This is a genomic window from Neorhizobium petrolearium (assembly GCF_017873175.1).
GTDB lineage: Bacteria > Pseudomonadota > Alphaproteobacteria > Rhizobiales > Rhizobiaceae > Neorhizobium > Neorhizobium petrolearium.
On record NZ_JAGGJW010000006.1, the window covers coordinates 266,708 to 285,893 of the forward strand.

Genomic DNA, 19,186 nt, shown 5'->3' on the forward strand with positions numbered 1-19,186 from the left:
ACAGTTGAAGAGACGAGAAGAAGAATGTCCCGACGCCATCGTGCAGAAAAGCGTGAGATCAACCCGGATCCGAAATTCGGTGATCTCGTCGTCACGAAGTTCATGAATGCGATCATGCTTCACGGCAAGAAGTCCGTGGCTGAAAACATCGTTTACGGTGCGTTCGACGCCGTACAGGGTAAGTCCAAGGCCGATCCGCTCGGTGTTTTCCATCAGGCGCTCGATAACGTCGCGCCGCATGTTGAAGTCCGTTCGCGCCGCGTTGGTGGTGCAACCTACCAGGTTCCGGTCGATGTGCGTCCGGAGCGCCGCCAGGCCCTCGCGATCCGCTGGGTGATCGCCGCTGCCCGCAAGCGCAACGAAACCACCATGGTCGATCGTCTTTCCGGTGAACTCATGGATGCCGCCAACAACCGTGGCAGCGCCGTCAAGAAGCGTGAAGACACGCACAAGATGGCCGACGCCAACCGCGCATTCTCGCACTACCGTTGGTAATCTTCATCCGATCGAATTTCGAAAGGCAGTCCTATGGCTCGCGAGTATAAAATCGAAGACTACCGAAATTTCGGTATCATGGCGCATATCGACGCCGGCAAGACCACGACCACCGAGCGTATCCTCTATTACACCGGCAAGTCGCACAAGATCGGCGAAGTTCACGACGGCGCGGCCACGATGGACTGGATGGAGCAGGAGCAGGAGCGTGGCATCACGATCACCTCTGCCGCCACCACGACCTTCTGGAAGGGCCGTGACGGCAAGATGCGCCGCTTCAACATCATCGACACCCCCGGCCACGTCGACTTCACCATCGAAGTCGAGCGTTCGCTGCGCGTGCTCGACGGTGCGGTTGCTCTTCTCGACGCCAATGCTGGCGTTGAGCCGCAGACGGAAACCGTCTGGCGCCAGGCCGACAAGTACAACGTCCCGCGGATGATCTTCTGCAACAAGATGGACAAGACCGGCGCGGACTTCTACCGCTCCGTCGAGATGATCAAGACCCGTCTTGGTGCGACCGCCGTCGTCTGCCAGCTTCCGATCGGCGCTGAAACCGAGTTCAAGGGCGTCATCGACCTGATCGAGATGAACGCTCTCGTGTGGCGCGATGAGTCTCTCGGCGCCCAGTGGGACGTCGTTGAGATCCCGGCCGACCTGAAGGAGAAGGCTGAAGAATATCGCGAAAAGCTGATCGAGACGGTTGTCGAAATCGATGAAGCCGCGATGGAAGCCTATCTCGAAGGTGAAATGCCGGACAACGACAAGATCCGCGCACTGATCCGCCGCGGCACGATCGACGTCAAGTTCTTCCCGATGTTCTGCGGTTCCGCCTTCAAGAACAAGGGTGTTCAGCCGTTGCTCGATGCTGTCGTCGATTTCCTGCCGTCGCCGGCCGACATCCCGTCGATCAAGGGTATCGATGTCAAGACCGAAGCCGAGATCGAGCGTCATGCGGACGACAGCGAGCCGCTCTCCATGCTCGCCTTCAAGATCATGAACGACCCCTTCGTCGGTTCGCTCACCTTCTGCCGCATCTATTCAGGCAAGCTCGAAAAGGGCTCGTCGCTGATGAACACGGTGAAGGAAAAGCGTGAGCGCGTCGGCCGCATGCTGCAGATGCACTCCAACTCCCGTGAAGACATCGAAGAAGCCTTCGCAGGCGACATCGTCGCTCTCGCAGGCCTCAAGGAAACCACCACGGGCGACACGCTTTGCGATCCGTTGAAGCCGGTCATCCTGGAGCGCATGGAATTCCCCGAGCCGGTGATCCAGATCGCCATCGAGCCGAAGTCCAAGGGCGACCAGGAAAAGATGGGCCTCGCGCTCAATCGCCTTGCTGCCGAAGATCCGTCCTTCCGTGTGAAGTCGGATGAGGAATCCGGTCAGACGATCATTGCCGGCATGGGCGAACTTCACCTCGACATCATCGTCGACCGCATGCGTCGCGAGTTCAAGGTCGAAGCCAACGTCGGTGCTCCGCAGGTTGCCTATCGTGAGACGATCACGAAGCAGCACGAAGAGGACTACACGCACAAGAAGCAGTCCGGCGGTTCGGGCCAGTTCGCACGCGTCAAGATCCTGTTCGAGCCGAATCCAGAAGGCGAAGACTTCAAGTTCGAGTCGAAGATCGTCGGCGGTACGGTTCCGAAGGAATACATCCCGGGCGTCCAGAAGGGTATCGAAAGCGTGCTCTCCTCCGGTCCGCTCGCGGGCTTCCCGATGCTCGGCGTCAAGGCGACGCTTCTCGACGGTGCATACCATGACGTCGACTCGTCGGTTCTCGCCTTCGAAATCGCCTCTCGCGCCTGCTTCCGTGAAGCGGCCAAGAAGGCCGGTGCGCAGCTCCTCGAGCCGATCATGAAGGTCGAGGTGGTGACGCCGGAAGATTACGTCGGTGACGTGATCGGCGACCTGAACTCCCGCCGTGGCCAGATCCAGGGCCAGGAAGCGCGTGGCATTGCGATCGTGGTTGATGCGCATGTGCCGCTGGCGAACATGTTCAAATACGTCGACAACCTGCGCTCCATGTCGCAGGGCCGCGCTCAGTATTCGATGGTCTTCGACCATTACGCGCCGGTCCCGACCAACGTCGCTCAGGAAATCCAGGCAAAGTATTCCGGTCAGAAGTGACCGGAATAACAGGCTGAAACAGTAGAGATTTTTATCCCCGGAAGGGGACAAGAACGGAGAGCCGGAAATGGCAAAGAGCAAGTTTGAGCGGAATAAGCCGCACGTCAACATTGGCACGATTGGTCACGTTGACCATGGTAAGACGTCGTTGACGGCAGCGATTACGAAGTATTTCGGCGAGTTCAAGGCTTATGACCAGATCGACGCCGCGCCGGAAGAGAAGGCGCGCGGGATCACGATCTCGACGGCGCACGTTGAATACGAGACGCCTGCCCGCCACTATGCGCACGTCGACTGCCCCGGCCACGCCGACTATGTGAAGAACATGATCACCGGTGCTGCGCAGATGGACGGCGCGATCCTGGTTGTTTCGGCTGCCGACGGCCCGATGCCGCAGACGCGCGAACACATCCTGCTGGCCCGCCAGGTTGGCGTACCGGCGATCGTTGTGTTCCTGAACAAGGTGGACCAGGTTGACGACGCCGAGCTCCTCGAGCTGGTCGAGCTGGAAGTTCGCGAACTTCTGTCGTCTTACGACTTCCCGGGCGACGACATCCCGATCATCAAGGGTTCGGCGCTTGCCGCGCTTGAAGACAGCGACAAGAAGATCGGCGAAGACGCGATCCGCGAGCTGATGGCTGCGGTTGACTCATACATCCCGACGCCGGAGCGTCCGATCGACCAGCCGTTCCTGATGCCGATCGAAGACGTGTTCTCGATCTCGGGCCGCGGTACGGTTGTGACGGGCCGCGTCGAGCGTGGCATCATCAAGGTCGGCGAGGAAGTCGAGATCGTCGGCATCCGTCCGACGACGAAGACGACCTGCACGGGCGTCGAGATGTTCCGCAAGCTGCTCGACCAGGGCCAGGCCGGCGACAACATCGGTGCGCTGCTGCGCGGTGTCGACCGCAACGGCGTCGAGCGCGGCCAGATTCTGTGCAAGCCGGGTTCTGTGAAGCCGCACAAGAAGTTCAAGGCGGAAGCCTACATCCTGACGAAGGAAGAGGGTGGCCGTCATACGCCGTTCTTCACCAACTACCGTCCGCAGTTCTACTTCCGCACGACGGACGTGACGGGCATCGTGACGCTGCCGGAAGGCACGGAAATGGTGATGCCGGGCGACAACGTGACGGTCGACGTGGAGCTGATCGTGCCGATCGCGATGGAAGAGAAGCTGCGCTTCGCCATCCGCGAAGGCGGCCGCACCGTCGGCGCCGGCATCGTCGCATCCATCGTCGAGTGATCTTTTTAAGCAAGCGGCGGATAGCCGCTTGCTTATGACATAAAAATGTAGCAAATGGCGCGCCAGCGCGATTTGCTCCTGCTTCGCCTAGAGGCAGAAATCAAACACATAAGGTGGGCCTTAAGGGCCTGGAGACTGGAAAGGGATGCCGGTTGCGGTGTCCCCTTCGATCTTTGAAACCGGTGGTCCGCCTTAGGAAAAAGAACAACCCGTGCCGTTTCGTTTGGGCACGTGGATAACAGACAACAAGGATAACGTCGAATGAACGGCCAAAATATCCGCATTCGCCTGAAGGCGTTCGATCACCGGATTCTCGATGCTTCCACGCGCGAGATCGTGTCGACGGCGAAGCGCACCGGTGCTAGTGTCCGGGGCCCCGTTCCGCTTCCGACCCGCATCGAGAAGTTTACGGTTAACCGGTCCCCCCACATCGACAAGAAGAGCCGCGAGCAGTTCGAGATGCGCACCCACAAGCGCCTTCTCGATATCGTTGACCCGACGCCGCAGACGGTGGACGCGCTGATGAAGCTCGACCTCGCCGCCGGTGTCGATGTTGAGATCAAGCTCTGAGACCTTGGTTTCGGCCAGGGTTTCGGACTGAGTGAGAAGGATTGAACCGATGCGTTCGGGTGTAATTGCACAGAAGGTGGGAATGACCCGCGTCTATAACGACGCCGGCGAGCATATCCCGGTAACCGTATTGCGGCTGGACAACTGCCAGGTCGTCGCGCAGCGCACCGTCGAGAAGAATGGCTATACGGCTGTTCAGCTGGGCGCCGGCACGGCCAAGGTAAAGAACACCTCCAAGGCGATGCGCGGCAACTTTGCCGTCGCCAATGTCGAGCCGAAGGCGAAGCTCGTCGAGTTTCGCGTTTCCGAAGACAACATGATTGATGTCGGCACCGAACTGACGGCCGCCCATTTCCAGGCCGGCCAGTTGGTGGACGTCACCGGCACCTCGATCGGTAAGGGTTTTGCCGGTGCCATGAAGCGCCACAATTTCGGCGGTCTGCGCGCCACGCACGGTGTGTCCGTTTCGCACCGCTCGCATGGTTCGACCGGTAACAACCAGGATCCGGGCAAGGTCTGGAAGGGCAAGCGCATGGCTGGTCACATGGGCCAGACGCGTGTCACCACCCAGAACCTTGAAATCGTCTCCACCGACGAAAACCGTGGCCTGATCCTCGTCAAGGGTGCCGTTCCCGGCTCCAAGGGCTCGTGGATTGTCGTTCGCGACGCCGTCAAGTCGGCCGCGAAGTAAGGGAGCCAGCTACAATGGAATATAACGTCAAGACCCTCGAGGGAAAAGACGCCGGCAAGGTCTCCCTGTCGGATGAGATTTTCGGCCTCGATCCCCGCGAAGACATTCTGGCCCGCATGATTCGTTGGCAGCTCGCCAAGAAGCAGCAGGGCACCCACAAGTCGAAGGGCCGTTCGGAAATCGCCCGCACCGGTTCGAAGATGTACAAGCAGAAGGGTACGGGCCGCGCTCGTCACCATTCCGCTCGCGCTCCGCAGTTCCGCGGCGGCGGCAAGGCCCACGGTCCGGTCGTCCGCAGCCACGAGCATGATCTTCCGAAGAAGGTCCGTGCGCTGGCTCTGCGTCACGCTCTCTCTGCCAAGATGAAGGCTGAAGATCTGATCATCGTCGACAACCTGGTCGCCGCTGAAGCCAAGACCAAGGCTCTTGCCGGCTCCTTCGAGACGCTCGGCCTGACCAATGCGCTGTTCATCGGCGGTGCCGAACTCGACAGCAACTTCAAGCTCGCTGCCCAGAACATCCCGAATGTCGATGTTCTGCCGGTTCAGGGCATCAATGTTTACGACATCCTGCGCCGCGGCAAGCTCGTGCTTTCCAAGGCTGCTGTGGAAGCTCTAGAGGAGCGTTTCAAGTGACCGATCTTCGCCACTATGATGTGATCGTTTCTCCTGCGATCACCGAAAAGTCGACGCTGGCATCCGAACAGAACCAGGTCGTCTTCAACGTTGCCAAGACTGCTTCCAAGCCAGAGATCAAGGCTGCCGTCGAGGCGCTGTTCGGCGTGAAGGTCACGGCTGTCAACACGCTTGTCCGCAAGGGCAAGGTGAAACGGTTCCGCGGCTTCATCGGCAAGCAGAAGGACGTCAAGAAGGCTGTCGTCACCCTGGCCGAAGGTCAGACGATCGACGTCTCCACCGGTCTCTGAGGTATAAGACAATGGCATTGAAAAGCTACAATCCGACGACCCCGAGCCAGCGCCAGCTGGTCATCGTCGACCGCTCGGGCCTCTGGAAGGGCAAGCCGGTCAAGACGCTGACGGAAGGTCTTTCCAAGAGCGGTGGCCGCAACAACAACGGTCGCATCACCGCTCGCTTTATCGGCGGCGGTCACAAGCGTACCTATCGCCTGATCGACTTCAAGCGTCGTAAGTTCGACGTCGAAGGCACGGTCGAGCGTCTGGAATACGATCCGAACCGTACGGCGTTCATCGCGCTCGTGACCTACACCGACGGCGAGCAGGCCTACATTCTCGCTCCGCAGCGTCTGGCTGCCGGCGACAAGGTGATCGCTTCCAACAAGGCTGTCGATGTCAAGCCGGGCAATACCATGCCCCTGCAGTACATCCCGGTCGGCTCCATCGTTCACAACGTCGAAATGAAGCCGGGCAAGGGTGGCCAGATCGCCCGCTCTGCAGGCACCTATGTTCAGCTCGTCGGCCGTGACCAGGGCATGGCGATCCTGCGCCTCAACTCGGGCGAGCAGCGCCTGGTGCACGGCTCTTGCCTTGCATCGATCGGTGCTGTATCGAACCCCGATCATGGCAACATCAATGACGGCAAGGCCGGTCGTACCGTCTGGCGGGGCAAGCGTCCGCATAACCGCGGCGTCGTCATGAACCCGGTCGACCACCCGCACGGCGGTGGTGAAGGCCGTACCTCGGGTGGTCGCCACCCGGTGACCCCGTGGGGCAAGCCGACGAAGGGCAAGCGCACCCGTTCGAACAAGTCGACAGACAAGTTCATCATGCGCTCGCGCCACGTGAAGAAGTAAGAGAGGAAGTCGTTCAATGGCTCGTTCAGTTTGGAAAGGTCCGTTTGTTGACGGCTATCTTCTCAAGAAGGCTGAGAAGGTACGTGAAGGCGGACGCAGTGAAGTGATCAAGATGTGGAGCCGTCGCTCCACCATCCTGCCGCAGTTCGTTGGTTTGACCTTTGGCGTCTACAATGGCTCGAAGCACATCCCGGTCAGCGTCAACGAAGACATGGTCGGGCACAAGTTCGGTGAATTCGCTCCCACCCGGACCTATTATGGTCACGGCGCGGACAAGAAGGCGAAGAGGAAGTAATCATGGCGAAGGCTAAGACCGAACGCCGGCTGAAGGATAACGAGGCGCAGGCAGTTGCGCGCACGCTCCGTGTCAGCCCCCAGAAGCTGAACCTCGTTGCCGCCATGATTCGCGGCAAGAAGGTCGATCGCGCGCTCGCCGAGCTTGAGTTCTCGCGCAAGCGTATTGCCGGCACGGTGAAGAAGACGCTCGAGTCTGCGATCGCCAATGCCGAAAACAACCATGACCTCGACGTCGACTCGCTGATCGTCTCCGAAGCCTATGTCGGCAAGTCGATCGTGATGAAGCGCTTCCACGCCCGTGGCCGCGGTCGCGCCTCGCGGATCGAAAAGCCGTTTGCGCACCTGACGATCGTCGTTCGCGAAGTCGAGGAAAAAGGGGAGGCCGCATAATGGGCCAGAAAATCAATCCGATCGGTTTCCGCCTCGGCATCAACCGTACCTGGGACAGCCGCTGGTTCGCCGATAACGCCGAATACGGCCAGCTGCTCCACGAGGACCTGAAGATCCGCGCCTACCTGATGCAGGAGCTGAAGCAGGCCGGCATCGCAAAGGTTGTCATCGAGCGTCCGCACAAGAAGTGCCGCGTCACGATCCACTCGGCTCGTCCGGGCCTGATCATCGGCAAGAAGGGTGCAGACATCGAGAAGCTCCGCAAGAAGCTTTCCACGATGACCAACTCGGAAACGCACCTCAACATTGTCGAAGTGCGCAAGCCGGAAATCGACTCGACGCTGGTCGCTCAGTCGATCGCCCAGCAGCTCGAGCGCCGTGTGGCTTTCCGCCGTGCGATGAAGCGTGCTGTTCAATCGGCCATGCGTCTCGGCGCCGAAGGCATCAAAATCACCTGCGCCGGCCGTCTCGGTGGTGCGGAAATCGCCCGTACCGAATGGTATCGCGAAGGTCGCGTCCCGCTGCACACGCTGCGCGCCGACATCGATTACGGTACGGCAGAGGCCGAAACCGCATTCGGTATTTGCGGCATCAAGGTCTGGATCTTCAAGGGTGAAATCCTTGAGCACGACCCGATGGCTTCCGAACGTCGCGCGCTGGAAGGCGATGCGCAGGGTCCGGCAAGCCGTGACCGCGATCGTGGCGATCGTCGCCGCGAACGCGAAAACGCTTGATAAGCGCTGGCGAAAGATAAGCTCGGAGAAGTAAGAAAATGTTGCAGCCAAAGCGTACCAAGTACCGCAAGCAGTTCAAGGGGCGCATCAAGGGTGTGGCCAAGGGCGGCTTCGATCTGGCCTTCGGCGAATTCGGCCTGAAGTCGCAGGAGCCCAACCGCGTCAACGCCCGCGAGATCGAAGCGGCCCGCCGCGCGATCACCCGCCACATGAAGCGCGCCGGCCGCGTCTGGATCCGCGTGTTCCCGGATGTTCCGGTCACCGCCAAGCCGACCGAAGTGCGTATGGGTAAGGGCAAGGGTTCGGTCGAATACTGGGCCTGCAAGGTCAAGCCCGGCCGTATCATGTTCGAGATCGATGGTGTTCCGGAAGACACGGCGCGTGAAGCGCTTCGCCTCGGTGCCGCCAAGCTCTCGGTCAAGACGCGCTTCGTACAGCGCATCGCAGAGTAAGGAGAAGGCACGATGAAAGCCGAAGACGTACGCGGCCTCACGGCCGACCAGCTCAAGGACAAGCTTGCGGACCTCAAGAAGGAGCAGTTCAATCTGCGCTTCCAGAAGGCGACCGGCCAGCTCGAGAAGTCCTCGCGCATCAACGAAGTCCGCAAGGATATCGCCCGCGTGAAAACCATTGCCCGCCAGAAGGCGGCAGAAGCCAAGGCTTAAGGAAGAACAATATGCCGAAACGCATTCTGCAGGGCGTAGTCGTTTCCGACAAGAACGAGAAGACCGTTGTTGTCCGGGTAGAGCGCCGATTCGCGCATCCGTTGCTTCAGAAGACGGTCCGCCGTTCCAAGAAGTACAAGGCGCATGACGAGAACAACCAGTACAAGGTTGGCGACGTGGTTTCCATCGAGGAATGCGCGCCGATCTCCAAGGACAAGCGCTGGACGGTCGTTTCCGCCCAGGCTTAATTTGCAGAGAATGCAGCCAGGCCCTTGCGTCTGGCTGAAATATCTGTATGAAGCAGCGCATTGGCGCAGGACGCTCGGCAACGGGCGTTCTTTTGCTTTGAGCGCAGGGAAGGTCCCTTTCAGGGAAACCACCTTGGCAAGACCCATCCCGCGCACATCGAAATTCTGTCCATAAGCCGAAACAGGGCGTCTTTGCGCCCTTTGGTTCGGTCATTAGAAAAAGGCGACCTGACATGATTCAGATGCAAACAAACCTCGACGTGGCGGATAATTCCGGCGCACGTCGTGTCATGTGCATCAAGGTGCTGGGCGGCTCCAAGCGCAAGTACGCTTCGATCGGCGACATCATCGTCGTTTCGATCAAGGAAGCGATCCCGCGCGGCCGCGTCAAGAAGGGTGATGTGATGAAGGCGGTTGTTGTGCGTACCGCCAAGGATATCCGTCGTCCGGACGGCAGCGTCATCCGCTTCGACAACAACGCAGCGGTCCTTATCGACAACAAGAAAGAGCCGATCGGCACTCGTATCTTCGGACCGGTTCCGCGCGAACTTCGCGCCAAGAACCATATGAAGATCATCTCGCTGGCTCCGGAAGTTCTGTAAGAGGGAGCGGGACAAATGCAGAAGATTAAGAAGGGCGACAACGTCGTCGTATTGACCGGCAAGGACAAGGGTCGCACGGGCGAAGTTGTCCAGGTCCTGCCGAAGGAAGATCGTGCCGTTGTGCGTGGCGTCAACATGGTGAAGCGTCACCAGCGCCAGACCCAGACGCAGGAAGCCGGCATCATCAACAAGGAAGCATCCATTCACCTGTCGAACATTGCGATCGTCGCCAAGGACGGCAAGCCGACCCGCGTCGGTTTCCAGGTCGTCGACGGCAAGAAGGTGCGTGTGGCCAAGCGTACGGGAGATGTGATCGATGGCTGAGGCAAAGTACGAGCCGCGGCTCAAGAAGGAATACGTTTCCCGCATCCGCGCCGCGATGAAGGAACAGTTCTCTTACAAGAACGACATGATGATCCCCAGGCTGGACAAGATCGTCATCAACATGGGTGTGGGCGAGGCGACCGCTGATTCGAAGAAGCCCACCGTGGCTGCTGCCGACCTGGCGGCGATCGCCGGCCAGAAGCCGGTCATCACCAAGGCACGCAATTCGATCGCTGGCTTCAAGGTCCGCGAGAACATGCCGATCGGCGCAAAGGTCACCCTGCGCGGCGCCCGCATGTACGAATTCATGGACCGTCTGATCAACATCGCGCTGCCGCGCGTTCGCGACTTCCGCGGCCTGAACCCGAAGAGCTTTGACGGCCGTGGCAACTTCGCCATGGGCCTCAAGGAACACATTGTGTTCCCGGAGATCAACTACGACAAGGTTGATCAGATGTGGGGCATGGACATCATCGTTTGCACGACGGCGACCAACGACGACGAAGCGCGGGCTCTTCTGAAAGAGTTCAACTTCCCGTTCCGTCAGTAACCGTAACGACGAGCGTTAAAAAGGAACTCCGATATGGCGAAAACCAGCGCAGTTGAAAAGAACAAGCGCCGCCGCAAGACCGTTGCCCAGCACGCCGCCAAGCGCGCTGTCCTGAAGGCGACCATCATGAACCAGGAACTGCCGATCGAAGAGCGGTTCAAGGCCACCCTGAAGCTGGCCGAACTGCCGCGCGATGGCTCGAAGACACGTATCCGCAACCGTTGCGAAGTCACCGGTCGCCCGCGCGCTTTCTATCGCAAGCTCAAGATGTCGCGTATCGCGCTCCGTGAGCTGGGTAACCTCGGCAAGGTGCCGGGCATCGTCAAGTCGAGCTGGTAAGGAGATCGTTAGATGACCATGACTGATCCCTTGGGCGATATGCTCACCCGTATCCGCAACGGCGCTTCCCGCCGCAAGTCGACCGTGACGACGCCTGCTTCCAAGCTGCGCGCCCGCGTTTTGGACGTCCTGCAGGCTGAAGGCTACATCCGCGGTTATTCGGAAATCGATTACGGCAACGGCAAGTCCGAGCTGGAAATCGAGCTCAAGTATTACGAAGGCGCGTCGGTGATCCGTGAGATCGGCCGCGTGTCGAAGCCGGGCCGCCGGGTTTATGTCTCGGTAAAGTCCATTCCGCAGGTCGCGAACGGCCTCGGCATCACCATCCTTTCGACCCCGAAGGGCGTGATGGCCGATCACCAGGCTCGCGAACAGAACGTTGGTGGCGAGGTTCTCTGCTCGGTCTTCTAAGGCCAGGCAGGGGAACTCCATAACGAACAGACAGGATTGAAACATGTCTCGTATCGGTAAGAAGCCCGTTCAGGTTCCTGCAGGTGTTACGGCCTCTGTTGATGGCCAGAAGGTGACTGCGAAGGGCCCGAAGGGCGAGCTGTTCTTTGTCGCGAACGACGAGATCAAGCTGAAGCTCGAAGACAATGCGGTTTCGGTGACCCCGGTCAACGAAAGCAAGGATGCTCGTTCGAAGTGGGGCATGTCCCGCACGATGATCGAGAACATCTTCAAGGGTGTTAAGGACGGCTACGAGCGCAAGCTCGAAATCAACGGCGTTGGTTACCGCGCCGCGATGCAGGGCAAGAACCTGCAGCTCGCGCTCGGCTTCTCCCACGACGTTGTCTACGAGCCGCCGCAGGGCATTACCATTGCCGTGCCGAAGCCGACGGAAATCGTCGTCTCGGGCATCAATAAGCAGCAGGTCGGTCAGGTTGCCGCGGAGATCCGCGAGTACCGCGGTCCGGAGCCCTACAAGGGCAAAGGCGTCAAGTACGCTGAGGAACGGATCGTCCGCAAGGAAGGCAAGAAGAAGTAAGGATCACGCGATATGGCTAGCAGGAAAGAAGCACTTGCAAAGCGCGCGAGCCGCGTGCGCCGCCAGCTCAAGGCGGTCGCCAACGGCCGTCCGCGCCTGTCGGTTCATCGCTCGTCGAAGAACATCTATGCTCAGGTCATCGATGATGTGGCCGGCCGCACGCTTGCTGCCGCTTCCACGCTCGATGCGGGTTTGCGCTCGTCTTTGAAGACCGGCGCTGACGTTGCGGCCGCTGCCGCTGTCGGCAAGCTGGTGGCCGAGCGCGCCTCCGAAGCCGGCGTGAAGGAAGTCGTGTTCGATCGCGGCGCCTTCATTTATCACGGTCGCATCAAGGCGCTTGCCGATGCTGCCCGCGAAGGCGGTCTGAGCTTCTAAGAGTTTTCGCCCGGGCTCCTGAAATGGGGAGGCCGGGCGAAATGCGGTTTGCCGCAACCTCCGGAATATCCTTCCGGATCCAGGGCAATTCCAGGAAAGGCGCCAGGCGGCTTTCCGTCCCGAATTGCGAGGACGTAAATTGTAATCTGCCGATTGCACCCGGAAAAGAAAAAGGAAAAGGACAATGGCACAGGAAAGAAGGGGCTCGCGCGAAGATCGCCAGAGCCGTGAAGAGCGCGATAGCGAATTCGTCGACAAGCTGGTCGCGATCAACCGCGTCGCCAAGGTCGTCAAGGGCGGCCGTCGTTTCGGTTTTGCAGCTCTCGTCGTCGTCGGCGACCAGAAGGGCCGCGTCGGCTTCGGCCATGGCAAGGCGCGCGAAGTGCCGGAAGCCATCCGCAAGGCGACCGAGAGCGCGAAGCGTGATCTGATCTTCGTACCGCTGCGTGACGGCCGTACGCTGCATCATGACGTCAATGGTCGTCACGGCGCCGGCAAGGTTCTGCTGCGTGCGGCCAAGGCTGGTACCGGTATCATCGCCGGCGGTCCGATGCGCGCCGTTTTCGAGACCCTCGGCGTTCATGACGTCGTCGCCAAGTCGACCGGCTCGTCGAACCCGTACAACATGGTTCGCGCCACGTTCGACGCCCTGAAGCACCAGGTTCACCCGAAGGACATCGCAGCCCAGCGCGGCATCAAGTATGCAACGCTTCAGGCCCGCCGTGCTTCTTCCGGTGTCACCTCGGAAGAATAAGGAGAGCGGATTATGGCCAAGAAGGCAGAAGCCGCCAATAAGACGATCACGATCGAGCAGATCGGTTCGCCTATCCGCCGCCCGGAAGTCCAGCGCAAGACGCTGATCGGGCTCGGCCTCAACAAGATGCACCGGACCCGCACCCTGGAAGATACGCCTTCCGTTCGTGGCATGATCCGGGCTGTCCAGCATCTCGTCCGCATCGTCGACGAGAAGTGAGACGGAGGAATTGACCATGAAACTGAATGAGATCAAGGATAACGAAGGCGCCTCCAAGGAGCGTATCCGCGTTGGTCGCGGCATCGGCTCCGGTAAGGGCAAGACCGGCGGCCGCGGCGTGAAGGGTCAGAAGGCCCGTTCCGGCGTTGCGATCAAGGGCTTCGAAGGCGGCCAGATGCCGATCTATCGTCGCCTGCCGAAGCGCGGCTTCACCAACATCTTCGCTTCCGAATACGTTACCGTTTCGCTCGGCCGTATCCAGACCGCGATCGATGCCAAGAAGCTCGATCCCAAGGCAACGATCGATGCCGCAGCGCTCAAGGCTGCCGGCGTCATCCGCCGCCCGAAGGATGGCGTTCGCATCCTCGCGGACGGTGAACTGAAGGCAAAGGTTTCGATCGAAGTCGCCGGCGCTTCCAAGGCTGCCGTAGAGAAGATCGAAAAGGCCGGCGGTTCTGTGAAGCTGCTCGCCGCAGTCGAAGCTGCCGCGGAATAAATCGTTTGAGAATCGCCCGGTTTGAGCTTCACACCGGGCGATTTTATCTCCATATGTGAGCCTCACGATCCCGATGCGATCTGCCGGTCGCTGGGCCGGGATCACACGGAAAACAGGGTGAGGCATCCGATTGCGCCCGCAATCTCCGCGCCCGGTTTTTTGAACCAGAATTTGAGAGACTGCTTTCCGGGTCCGGCACTCTTCCCGCCGCCGGAGAATTGGTCAGGCGGAGAATTGCATGGCTTCTGCAGCGGAACAACTTGCCTCCAATCTGAATTTTTCCACCTTCGCCAAGGCGGAGGACCTCAAGAAGCGGCTGTGGTTCACCCTCGCAGCATTGCTCGTTTATCGCCTCGGCACCCATATTCCGCTTCCGGGCCTCAACCCCGAAGCCTATGCGCAGGCCTTCCGCGGCCAGGCGGGCGGCATCCTCGGCCTCTTCAACATGTTTTCGGGCGGCGCCGTGGAGCGCATGGCGATCTTCGCGCTCGGCATCATGCCCTATATCTCCGCATCGATCATCGTGCAGCTCATGACCTCTGTCGTGCCTTCGCTGGAAGCCTTGAAGAAGGAAGGCGAGCAGGGCCGCAAGATCATCAACCAGTACACCCGCTATGGAACCGTCATCCTCGGCGCGCTGCAGGCCTATGGCATTGCCGCCGGTCTTGAAAGCGGGCAGGGGATCGTGACCGAGCCAGGCTGGTTCTTCCGGCTGTCCACCGTTGTGACGCTGCTCGGCGGCACCATGTTCCTGATGTGGCTCGGTGAACAGATCACGTCTCGCGGCATCGGCAACGGCATTTCGCTGATCATCTTCTCGGGCATTGCCGCCGGTCTGCCGACTGCGCTCGCCGGCACACTCGAACTCGGCCGCACCGGTGCGCTTCCGACGGCGCTGATCCTGACCGTCATCGTGGTGGCGATCGCAGTCATTACCCTGATCGTCTTCGTCGAGCGGGCACAGCGTCGACTGCTGATCCAGTATCCGAAGCGTCAGGTCGGCAACCGCATGTTCCAGGGCGATACGTCGCACCTGCCGCTGAAGCTCAACACCTCCGGCGTCATTCCTGCGATCTTTGCCTCGTCGCTCCTGCTTCTGCCGGCGACGGCCGCAGGCTTTGCCGGCACGAGCGAGCTTCCGAACTGGGCGACCATGATCATCTCGTCGCTTGGCCATGGCCAGCCGCTGTTCATGCTGTTTTACGGCCTGCTGATCGCGTTCTTCGCCTTCTTCTACACGGCGATCGTCTTCAATCCGAAGGATACCGCCGACAATCTGAAGAAGCATGGAGGGTTCATCCCGGGCATCCGTCCGGGCGAGCGGACTGCCGAATACATCGATTATGTGCTGACCCGCATCACGGTCATCGGCGCGATTTACCTCGTTTTCGTCTGTATCCTGCCGGAATTCCTGGTGGCTCGTACAGGCGTGCCATTAGCCCTTGGTGGTACTTCGCTTTTGATCGTTGTCAGTGTAACCCTCGATACGGTTGCACAGATTCAGGGACACCTCATCGCACAGCAGTATGAGGGTCTGATCAAGAAGTCGAAATTGCGCGGAGGAAAGAGGGGACGATGAGATTGATTCTTTTGGGGCCGCCGGGCGCGGGCAAGGGGACCCAGGCCCAGCGGATCGTGGAGAAGCACGGCATACCGCAGCTCTCCACCGGAGACATGTTGCGCGCGGCGGTGGCCGCCCAGACGGAAATAGGCAAGCGCGCCAAGGCCGTCATGGATGCCGGCAACCTCGTCTCCGACGAAATCGTCAACGCGATCGTTTCCGAGCGTATCGACCAGCCGGATGCCGCGAACGGCTTCATCCTTGACGGTTTTCCGCGCACCCTGGTTCAGGCGGACGCGACCGAGCAGATGCTGGCGGCCAAGGGGTTGGATCTCTCGGTCGTCGTTGAGCTTCGTGTCGACGACCAGGAACTCATCCGCCGTGTCTCGGGCCGCTATTCCTGTGCCCAGTGCGGGACGGTCTATCACGACACGGACAAGAAGCCGGCCAAGGAAGGCGTCTGTGACAAGTGCGGATCGACGCATTTCAAGCGCCGTCCGGACGACAATGCCGAGACCATGGCCAAGCGCCTCGAGGTCTACTACAAGGAAACCTCGCCGCTGATCGGCTATTACTACGCCAAGGGCAAGCTCAAGGTGGTGGACGGAATGGCAGAGATGGACAAGGTCACTGCCGATATCGAAGAAATCCTGGCGGCGCTCTAGCGCATGTCTCCCAGAAGCGGGAACCGGTTTTGGGACAAAGACATGCGTAAAAGCCAACTGTCATCGATCTGTTAAAGAATCTTGGGCGGAGCGGTTGCATTTCAGCGCCGATTCCGCTAAAGACCGCGCCAACTCGCGACAGCTTTAAGCGATCGGCGCGGATTTCCCGAAAGGACATCCGGGACCGGTCGTTTTGACCTGTTCCGGATGACGTTTGAACTGGCGGCTGGTGAGCCGCTTTCATGGAAGAAAGTACCACTTGCCGGATGGCAACTGGAACCAAGGAGAATAGGCGTGGCACGTATCGCTGGCGTCAACATCCCGACTGCGAAGCGCGTTGTCATCGCGCTGACCTACATTCACGGGATCGGCTCGAAATTCGCTCAGGAGATCATGGACAAGGTCGGTCTCCCGGCTGACAAGCGCGTCCATCAGCTGACGGACTCCGAGATCCTTCAGATCCGCGAAACCATCGACCGTGACTATCAGGTCGAGGGTGATCTTCGTCGCGAAACCGCGATGAACATCAAGCGCCTGATGGACCTCGGCTGCTACCGCGGTCTGCGTCATCGTCGCGGCCTGCCGGTCCGCGGTCAGCGCACGCATACCAATGCCCGCACCCGCAAGGGTCCGGCCAAGGCGATCGCCGGTAAGAAGAAGTAATTTTGGGTGGGTGATGGCGGTGAGTAGGGATAGCTCTGCTCGCTGCTGGGATCGCCCACTCCAAGGTGGAGCCGCTGGAATTACGGCGGTGCAGAGATCAACGAAAGGGACAATATGGCCAAGGAAGCCACCCGCGTTCGCCGTCGCGAGCGCAAGAACATTACGTCGGGCGTTGCCCACGTCAATTCTACCTTCAACAACACGATGATCACCATCACCGACGCGCAGGGCAACGCGATTGCCTGGTCGTCGGCCGGTGCGAAGGGTTTCAAGGGTTCGCGCAAGTCGACCCCGTTCGCCGCTCAGATCGCTGCTGAAGACTGCGCCAAGAAGGCGCAGGAGCATGGCATGAAGTCGCTGGAAGTCGAGGTTTGCGGTCCGGGTTCCGGTCGTGAATCGGCTCTGCGCGCTCTCCAGGCTGCCGGCTTCATGATCACTTCGATCCGCGACGTGACCCCGATCCCGCACAATGGTTGCCGCCCGCGCAAGAAGCGCCGCGTCTGATCGTCGGAATTCAGGAGGCTGCCGCAAGGCGGCCTCTGTTGTGAACTCGGGCATGGCCGCCTGATCCTCCCTTGGGGGTTCGGCGGCTTTACCCGTATCGCCGATGGCCATCAGTTCCGGATGGGAATGGATGATCCGCTCGGCGCTCCTCATGCTCGGTTGCCACGATTGGATGGTGGTAACGAACGGAAGGTATTTGAACATGATCCAGAAGAACTGGCAGGAACTGATCAAGCCGAACAAGGTGGAATTCACCTCTTCCGGCCGTACCAAGGCAACCCTGGTTGCCGAACCGCTTGAGCGCGGCTTTGGCCTGACGCTCGGCAACGCGCTTCGCCGCGTACTTCTGTCGTCTCTGCGGGGTGCAGCCGTCACCGCCGTGCAGATCGACGGCGTGCTGCACGAGTTCTCCTCCATTCCCGGCGTTCGGGAAGATGTGACGGATATCGTGCTCAACATCAAGGAAATCGCCATCAAGATGGATGGCGACGATGCCAAGCGCATGGTCGTGCGCAAGCAGGGTCCGGGTTCGGTCACCGCTGGCGACATCCAGACGGTTGGCGACATCGAGATCCTGAACCCCGACCACGTGATTTGCACGCTCGATGAGGGTGCGGAGATCCGCATGGAATTCACGGTCAACAACGGCAAGGGCTATGTGCCTGCCGAGCGTAACCGTGCAGAAGACGCGCCGATCGGCCTGATTCCGGTCGACAGCCTGTATTCGCCGGTCAAGAAAGTGTCCTACAAGGTGGAGAACACCCGTGAAGGACAGGTTCTCGACTACGACAAGCTGACGATGACGATCGAGACCGACGGTTCCGTTTCTGGCGAGGATGCGGTCGCATTCGCAGCGCGTATCCTTCAGGATCAGCTCGGCGTTTTCGTCAACTTCGACGAGCCGCAGAAGGAAACCGAAGAGGAATCCGTCACCGAACTGGCGTTCAACCCGGCGCTCCTCAAGAAGGTGGACGAACTGGAACTTTCTGTCCGTTCGGCCAACTGCCTGAAGAACGACAACATCGTCTATATCGGCGACCTTATCCAGAAGACCGAGGCGGAAATGCTGCGCACTCCGAATTTCGGTCGCAAGTCGCTGAACGAGATCAAGGAAGTTCTGGCATCCATGGGCCTCCATCTGGGTATGGAAGTTCCCGCCTGGCCGCCGGAAAATATCGAAGACCTCGCCAAGCGCTACGAAGACCAATACTAACTAATCAGACTGCAGGCGAATGCCTGCAAGTGAAGGAGACCAGACATGCGCCACGGAAAAGCCGGCCGCAAGCTCAACCGCACCGCAAGCCATCGCAAGGCAATGTTTGCCAATATGGCTGCTTCGCTCATCACCCATGAGCAGATTGTAACCACGCTCCCGAAGGCGAAGGAAATCCGTCCGATCGTCGAGAAGCTCGTCACCCTCGGCAAGCGCGGTGACCTGCATGCTCGTCGCCAGGCGATCTCGCAGATTCAGGACCAGGATGCCGTCCGCAAGCTGTTCGACTCGATCGCTTCGCGTTACGCCAACCGCAATGGCGGCTACCTGCGTATCATGAAGGCTGGCTTCCGCCAGGGTGACAACGCCGCCATGGCCGTCATCGAGTTCGTCGAGCGTGATGTCGACGCGAAGGGCGCAGCCGACAAGGCTCGCATCGCCGCCGAAGCGGAAGCTGCCGAAGCCGCTTGAAGATCATCCGCATCGTCGGATCGGAAAGCCGGGTGGAAGCACCCGGCTTTTTTGCGTTTGCCTCCCGGCGAGGTCCGGACTGTTTGATTTGGATCAACGACGATTTTCAGGGAATGCGGTCTGCTGACGTCGTTTCCTGTGCGGCTTCGGCCGCTCAAGCTACCTGCGCTTCCTCCCCAAGGGCGCAGAAGGACCGATTTCCCGCGGTCCAACGAAGACCGGGCCT

Annotated in this window: 30 protein-coding genes; all 30 read left to right on the plus strand. The window is 60.0% G+C overall.

Annotation, left to right across the window (positions count from 1 at the left end; all coding sequences use genetic code 11):
- Positions 1 to 24: 24 nt before the first annotated feature.
- The 30 genes from rpsG (at position 25) to rplQ (ending at position 18,960) form a co-directional block, all read left to right on the plus strand.
- Positions 25 to 495, plus strand: coding sequence for a 30S ribosomal protein S7 (gene rpsG, locus J2046_RS13720; RefSeq protein WP_210052621.1), 471 nt, complete (start codon positions 25 to 27; stop codon positions 493 to 495).
- A 33-nt stretch (positions 496 to 528) separates the two neighbouring features.
- A complete protein-coding gene (gene fusA, locus J2046_RS13725; RefSeq protein ID WP_210052623.1) occupies positions 529 to 2,628 on the plus strand; it encodes an elongation factor G in 2,100 nt (699 codons plus the stop codon).
- Positions 2,629 to 2,695: 67 nt separating this feature from the next.
- Positions 2,696 to 3,871, plus strand: coding sequence for an elongation factor Tu (gene tuf / locus J2046_RS13730; RefSeq protein ID WP_210052601.1), 1,176 nt, complete (start codon positions 2,696 to 2,698; stop codon positions 3,869 to 3,871).
- A gap of 261 nt (positions 3,872 to 4,132) precedes the next feature.
- Positions 4,133 to 4,441, plus strand: a complete 309-nt coding sequence (gene rpsJ / locus J2046_RS13735) for a 30S ribosomal protein S10 (protein ID WP_003547547.1) — start codon at positions 4,133 to 4,135, stop codon at positions 4,439 to 4,441.
- Between the two features lie 49 nt (positions 4,442 to 4,490).
- Positions 4,491 to 5,132, plus strand: coding sequence for a 50S ribosomal protein L3 (gene rplC, locus J2046_RS13740; RefSeq protein WP_037151085.1), 642 nt, complete (start codon positions 4,491 to 4,493; stop codon positions 5,130 to 5,132).
- A 14-nt stretch (positions 5,133 to 5,146) separates the two neighbouring features.
- Entirely contained in the window at positions 5,147 to 5,767 is a 621-nt protein-coding gene (gene rplD, locus J2046_RS13745; protein WP_210052625.1) for a 50S ribosomal protein L4, read from the plus strand.
- Positions 5,764 to 6,057, plus strand: a complete 294-nt coding sequence (locus J2046_RS13750; protein ID WP_037151093.1) for a 50S ribosomal protein L23 — start codon at positions 5,764 to 5,766, stop codon at positions 6,055 to 6,057. Before rplD ends, J2046_RS13750 begins: the two co-directional genes overlap by 4 nt.
- An 11-nt stretch (positions 6,058 to 6,068) precedes the next feature.
- On the plus strand, positions 6,069 to 6,902 hold the full coding sequence (gene rplB / locus J2046_RS13755) for a 50S ribosomal protein L2 (protein WP_037151096.1): 834 nt from the start codon (positions 6,069 to 6,071) through the stop codon (positions 6,900 to 6,902).
- A 16-nt stretch (positions 6,903 to 6,918) separates the two neighbouring features.
- The gene (gene rpsS, locus J2046_RS13760; RefSeq protein WP_029620128.1) at positions 6,919 to 7,197 is read left to right on the plus strand and encodes a 30S ribosomal protein S19; all 279 of its coding nucleotides are present in this window, start codon (positions 6,919 to 6,921) and stop codon (positions 7,195 to 7,197) included.
- A gap of 2 nt (positions 7,198 to 7,199) precedes the next feature.
- Positions 7,200 to 7,589 carry a 50S ribosomal protein L22 gene (gene rplV / locus J2046_RS13765; RefSeq protein ID WP_037151099.1) on the plus strand — a complete coding sequence of 130 codons (390 nt, stop codon included), beginning with the start codon at positions 7,200 to 7,202 and terminating at the stop codon, positions 7,587 to 7,589.
- Positions 7,589 to 8,323: a 30S ribosomal protein S3 gene (gene rpsC, locus J2046_RS13770; protein ID WP_037151102.1), complete on the plus strand. Its 735-nt coding sequence runs from the start codon at positions 7,589 to 7,591 to the stop codon at positions 8,321 to 8,323. Before rplV ends, rpsC begins: the two co-directional genes overlap by 1 nt.
- A gap of 38 nt (positions 8,324 to 8,361) precedes the next feature.
- Positions 8,362 to 8,775 carry a 50S ribosomal protein L16 gene (gene rplP, locus J2046_RS13775; protein WP_037151105.1) on the plus strand — a complete coding sequence of 138 codons (414 nt, stop codon included), beginning with the start codon at positions 8,362 to 8,364 and terminating at the stop codon, positions 8,773 to 8,775.
- Between the two features lie 12 nt (positions 8,776 to 8,787).
- Positions 8,788 to 8,988: a 50S ribosomal protein L29 gene (rpmC, locus tag J2046_RS13780; protein WP_037151107.1), complete on the plus strand. Its 201-nt coding sequence runs from the start codon at positions 8,788 to 8,790 to the stop codon at positions 8,986 to 8,988.
- Between the two features lie 11 nt (positions 8,989 to 8,999).
- A complete protein-coding gene (rpsQ, locus tag J2046_RS13785) occupies positions 9,000 to 9,236 on the plus strand; it encodes a 30S ribosomal protein S17 (RefSeq protein WP_003495195.1) in 237 nt (78 codons plus the stop codon).
- Positions 9,237 to 9,469: 233 nt separating this feature from the next.
- A complete protein-coding gene (gene rplN, locus J2046_RS13790) occupies positions 9,470 to 9,838 on the plus strand; it encodes a 50S ribosomal protein L14 (RefSeq protein WP_007770138.1) in 369 nt (122 codons plus the stop codon).
- A gap of 15 nt (positions 9,839 to 9,853) precedes the next feature.
- The gene (rplX, locus tag J2046_RS13795; protein WP_037151108.1) at positions 9,854 to 10,162 is read left to right on the plus strand and encodes a 50S ribosomal protein L24; all 309 of its coding nucleotides are present in this window, start codon (positions 9,854 to 9,856) and stop codon (positions 10,160 to 10,162) included.
- Entirely contained in the window at positions 10,155 to 10,712 is a 558-nt protein-coding gene (rplE, locus tag J2046_RS13800) for a 50S ribosomal protein L5 (protein ID WP_037151110.1), read from the plus strand. Before rplX ends, rplE begins: the two co-directional genes overlap by 8 nt.
- Positions 10,713 to 10,745: 33 nt before the next feature.
- Entirely contained in the window at positions 10,746 to 11,051 is a 306-nt protein-coding gene (rpsN, locus tag J2046_RS13805; protein WP_037151122.1) for a 30S ribosomal protein S14, read from the plus strand.
- Positions 11,052 to 11,063: 12 nt separating this feature from the next.
- Complete coding sequence (rpsH, locus tag J2046_RS13810; RefSeq protein WP_037151125.1) at positions 11,064 to 11,462, plus strand: 30S ribosomal protein S8; 399 nt, start codon at positions 11,064 to 11,066, stop codon at positions 11,460 to 11,462.
- A gap of 43 nt (positions 11,463 to 11,505) precedes the next feature.
- Positions 11,506 to 12,039 (plus strand): 50S ribosomal protein L6, encoded by a 534-nt coding sequence (rplF, locus tag J2046_RS13815; RefSeq protein WP_210052627.1) that lies wholly within the window; start codon positions 11,506 to 11,508, stop codon positions 12,037 to 12,039.
- Positions 12,040 to 12,051: 12 nt separating this feature from the next.
- Positions 12,052 to 12,414, plus strand: coding sequence for a 50S ribosomal protein L18 (rplR, locus tag J2046_RS13820; protein ID WP_210052629.1), 363 nt, complete (start codon positions 12,052 to 12,054; stop codon positions 12,412 to 12,414).
- Between the two features lie 184 nt (positions 12,415 to 12,598).
- Positions 12,599 to 13,168 carry a 30S ribosomal protein S5 gene (gene rpsE / locus J2046_RS13825; RefSeq protein WP_210052631.1) on the plus strand — a complete coding sequence of 190 codons (570 nt, stop codon included), beginning with the start codon at positions 12,599 to 12,601 and terminating at the stop codon, positions 13,166 to 13,168.
- 12 nt (positions 13,169 to 13,180) lie between these two features.
- Complete coding sequence (rpmD, locus tag J2046_RS13830; RefSeq protein ID WP_037151137.1) at positions 13,181 to 13,387, plus strand: 50S ribosomal protein L30; 207 nt, start codon at positions 13,181 to 13,183, stop codon at positions 13,385 to 13,387.
- 16 nt (positions 13,388 to 13,403) lie between these two features.
- Positions 13,404 to 13,883 (plus strand): 50S ribosomal protein L15, encoded by a 480-nt coding sequence (gene rplO / locus J2046_RS13835; protein ID WP_037151140.1) that lies wholly within the window; start codon positions 13,404 to 13,406, stop codon positions 13,881 to 13,883.
- Between the two features lie 238 nt (positions 13,884 to 14,121).
- Positions 14,122 to 15,462: a preprotein translocase subunit SecY gene (gene secY / locus J2046_RS13840; RefSeq protein ID WP_210052634.1), complete on the plus strand. Its 1,341-nt coding sequence runs from the start codon at positions 14,122 to 14,124 to the stop codon at positions 15,460 to 15,462.
- Positions 15,459 to 16,109: an adenylate kinase gene (locus J2046_RS13845; RefSeq protein WP_210052636.1), complete on the plus strand. Its 651-nt coding sequence runs from the start codon at positions 15,459 to 15,461 to the stop codon at positions 16,107 to 16,109. Before secY ends, J2046_RS13845 begins: the two co-directional genes overlap by 4 nt.
- 294 nt (positions 16,110 to 16,403) lie before the next feature.
- Positions 16,404 to 16,772: a 30S ribosomal protein S13 gene (rpsM, locus tag J2046_RS13850; protein WP_037151149.1), complete on the plus strand. Its 369-nt coding sequence runs from the start codon at positions 16,404 to 16,406 to the stop codon at positions 16,770 to 16,772.
- A 114-nt stretch (positions 16,773 to 16,886) separates the two neighbouring features.
- The gene (rpsK, locus tag J2046_RS13855) at positions 16,887 to 17,276 is read left to right on the plus strand and encodes a 30S ribosomal protein S11 (protein WP_007766864.1); all 390 of its coding nucleotides are present in this window, start codon (positions 16,887 to 16,889) and stop codon (positions 17,274 to 17,276) included.
- A 202-nt stretch (positions 17,277 to 17,478) separates the two neighbouring features.
- The gene (locus J2046_RS13860; RefSeq protein WP_210052639.1) at positions 17,479 to 18,489 is read left to right on the plus strand and encodes a DNA-directed RNA polymerase subunit alpha; all 1,011 of its coding nucleotides are present in this window, start codon (positions 17,479 to 17,481) and stop codon (positions 18,487 to 18,489) included.
- A gap of 45 nt (positions 18,490 to 18,534) precedes the next feature.
- Positions 18,535 to 18,960, plus strand: a complete 426-nt coding sequence (gene rplQ / locus J2046_RS13865) for a 50S ribosomal protein L17 (protein WP_210052641.1) — start codon at positions 18,535 to 18,537, stop codon at positions 18,958 to 18,960.
- Positions 18,961 to 19,186: the final 226 nt, after the last annotated feature.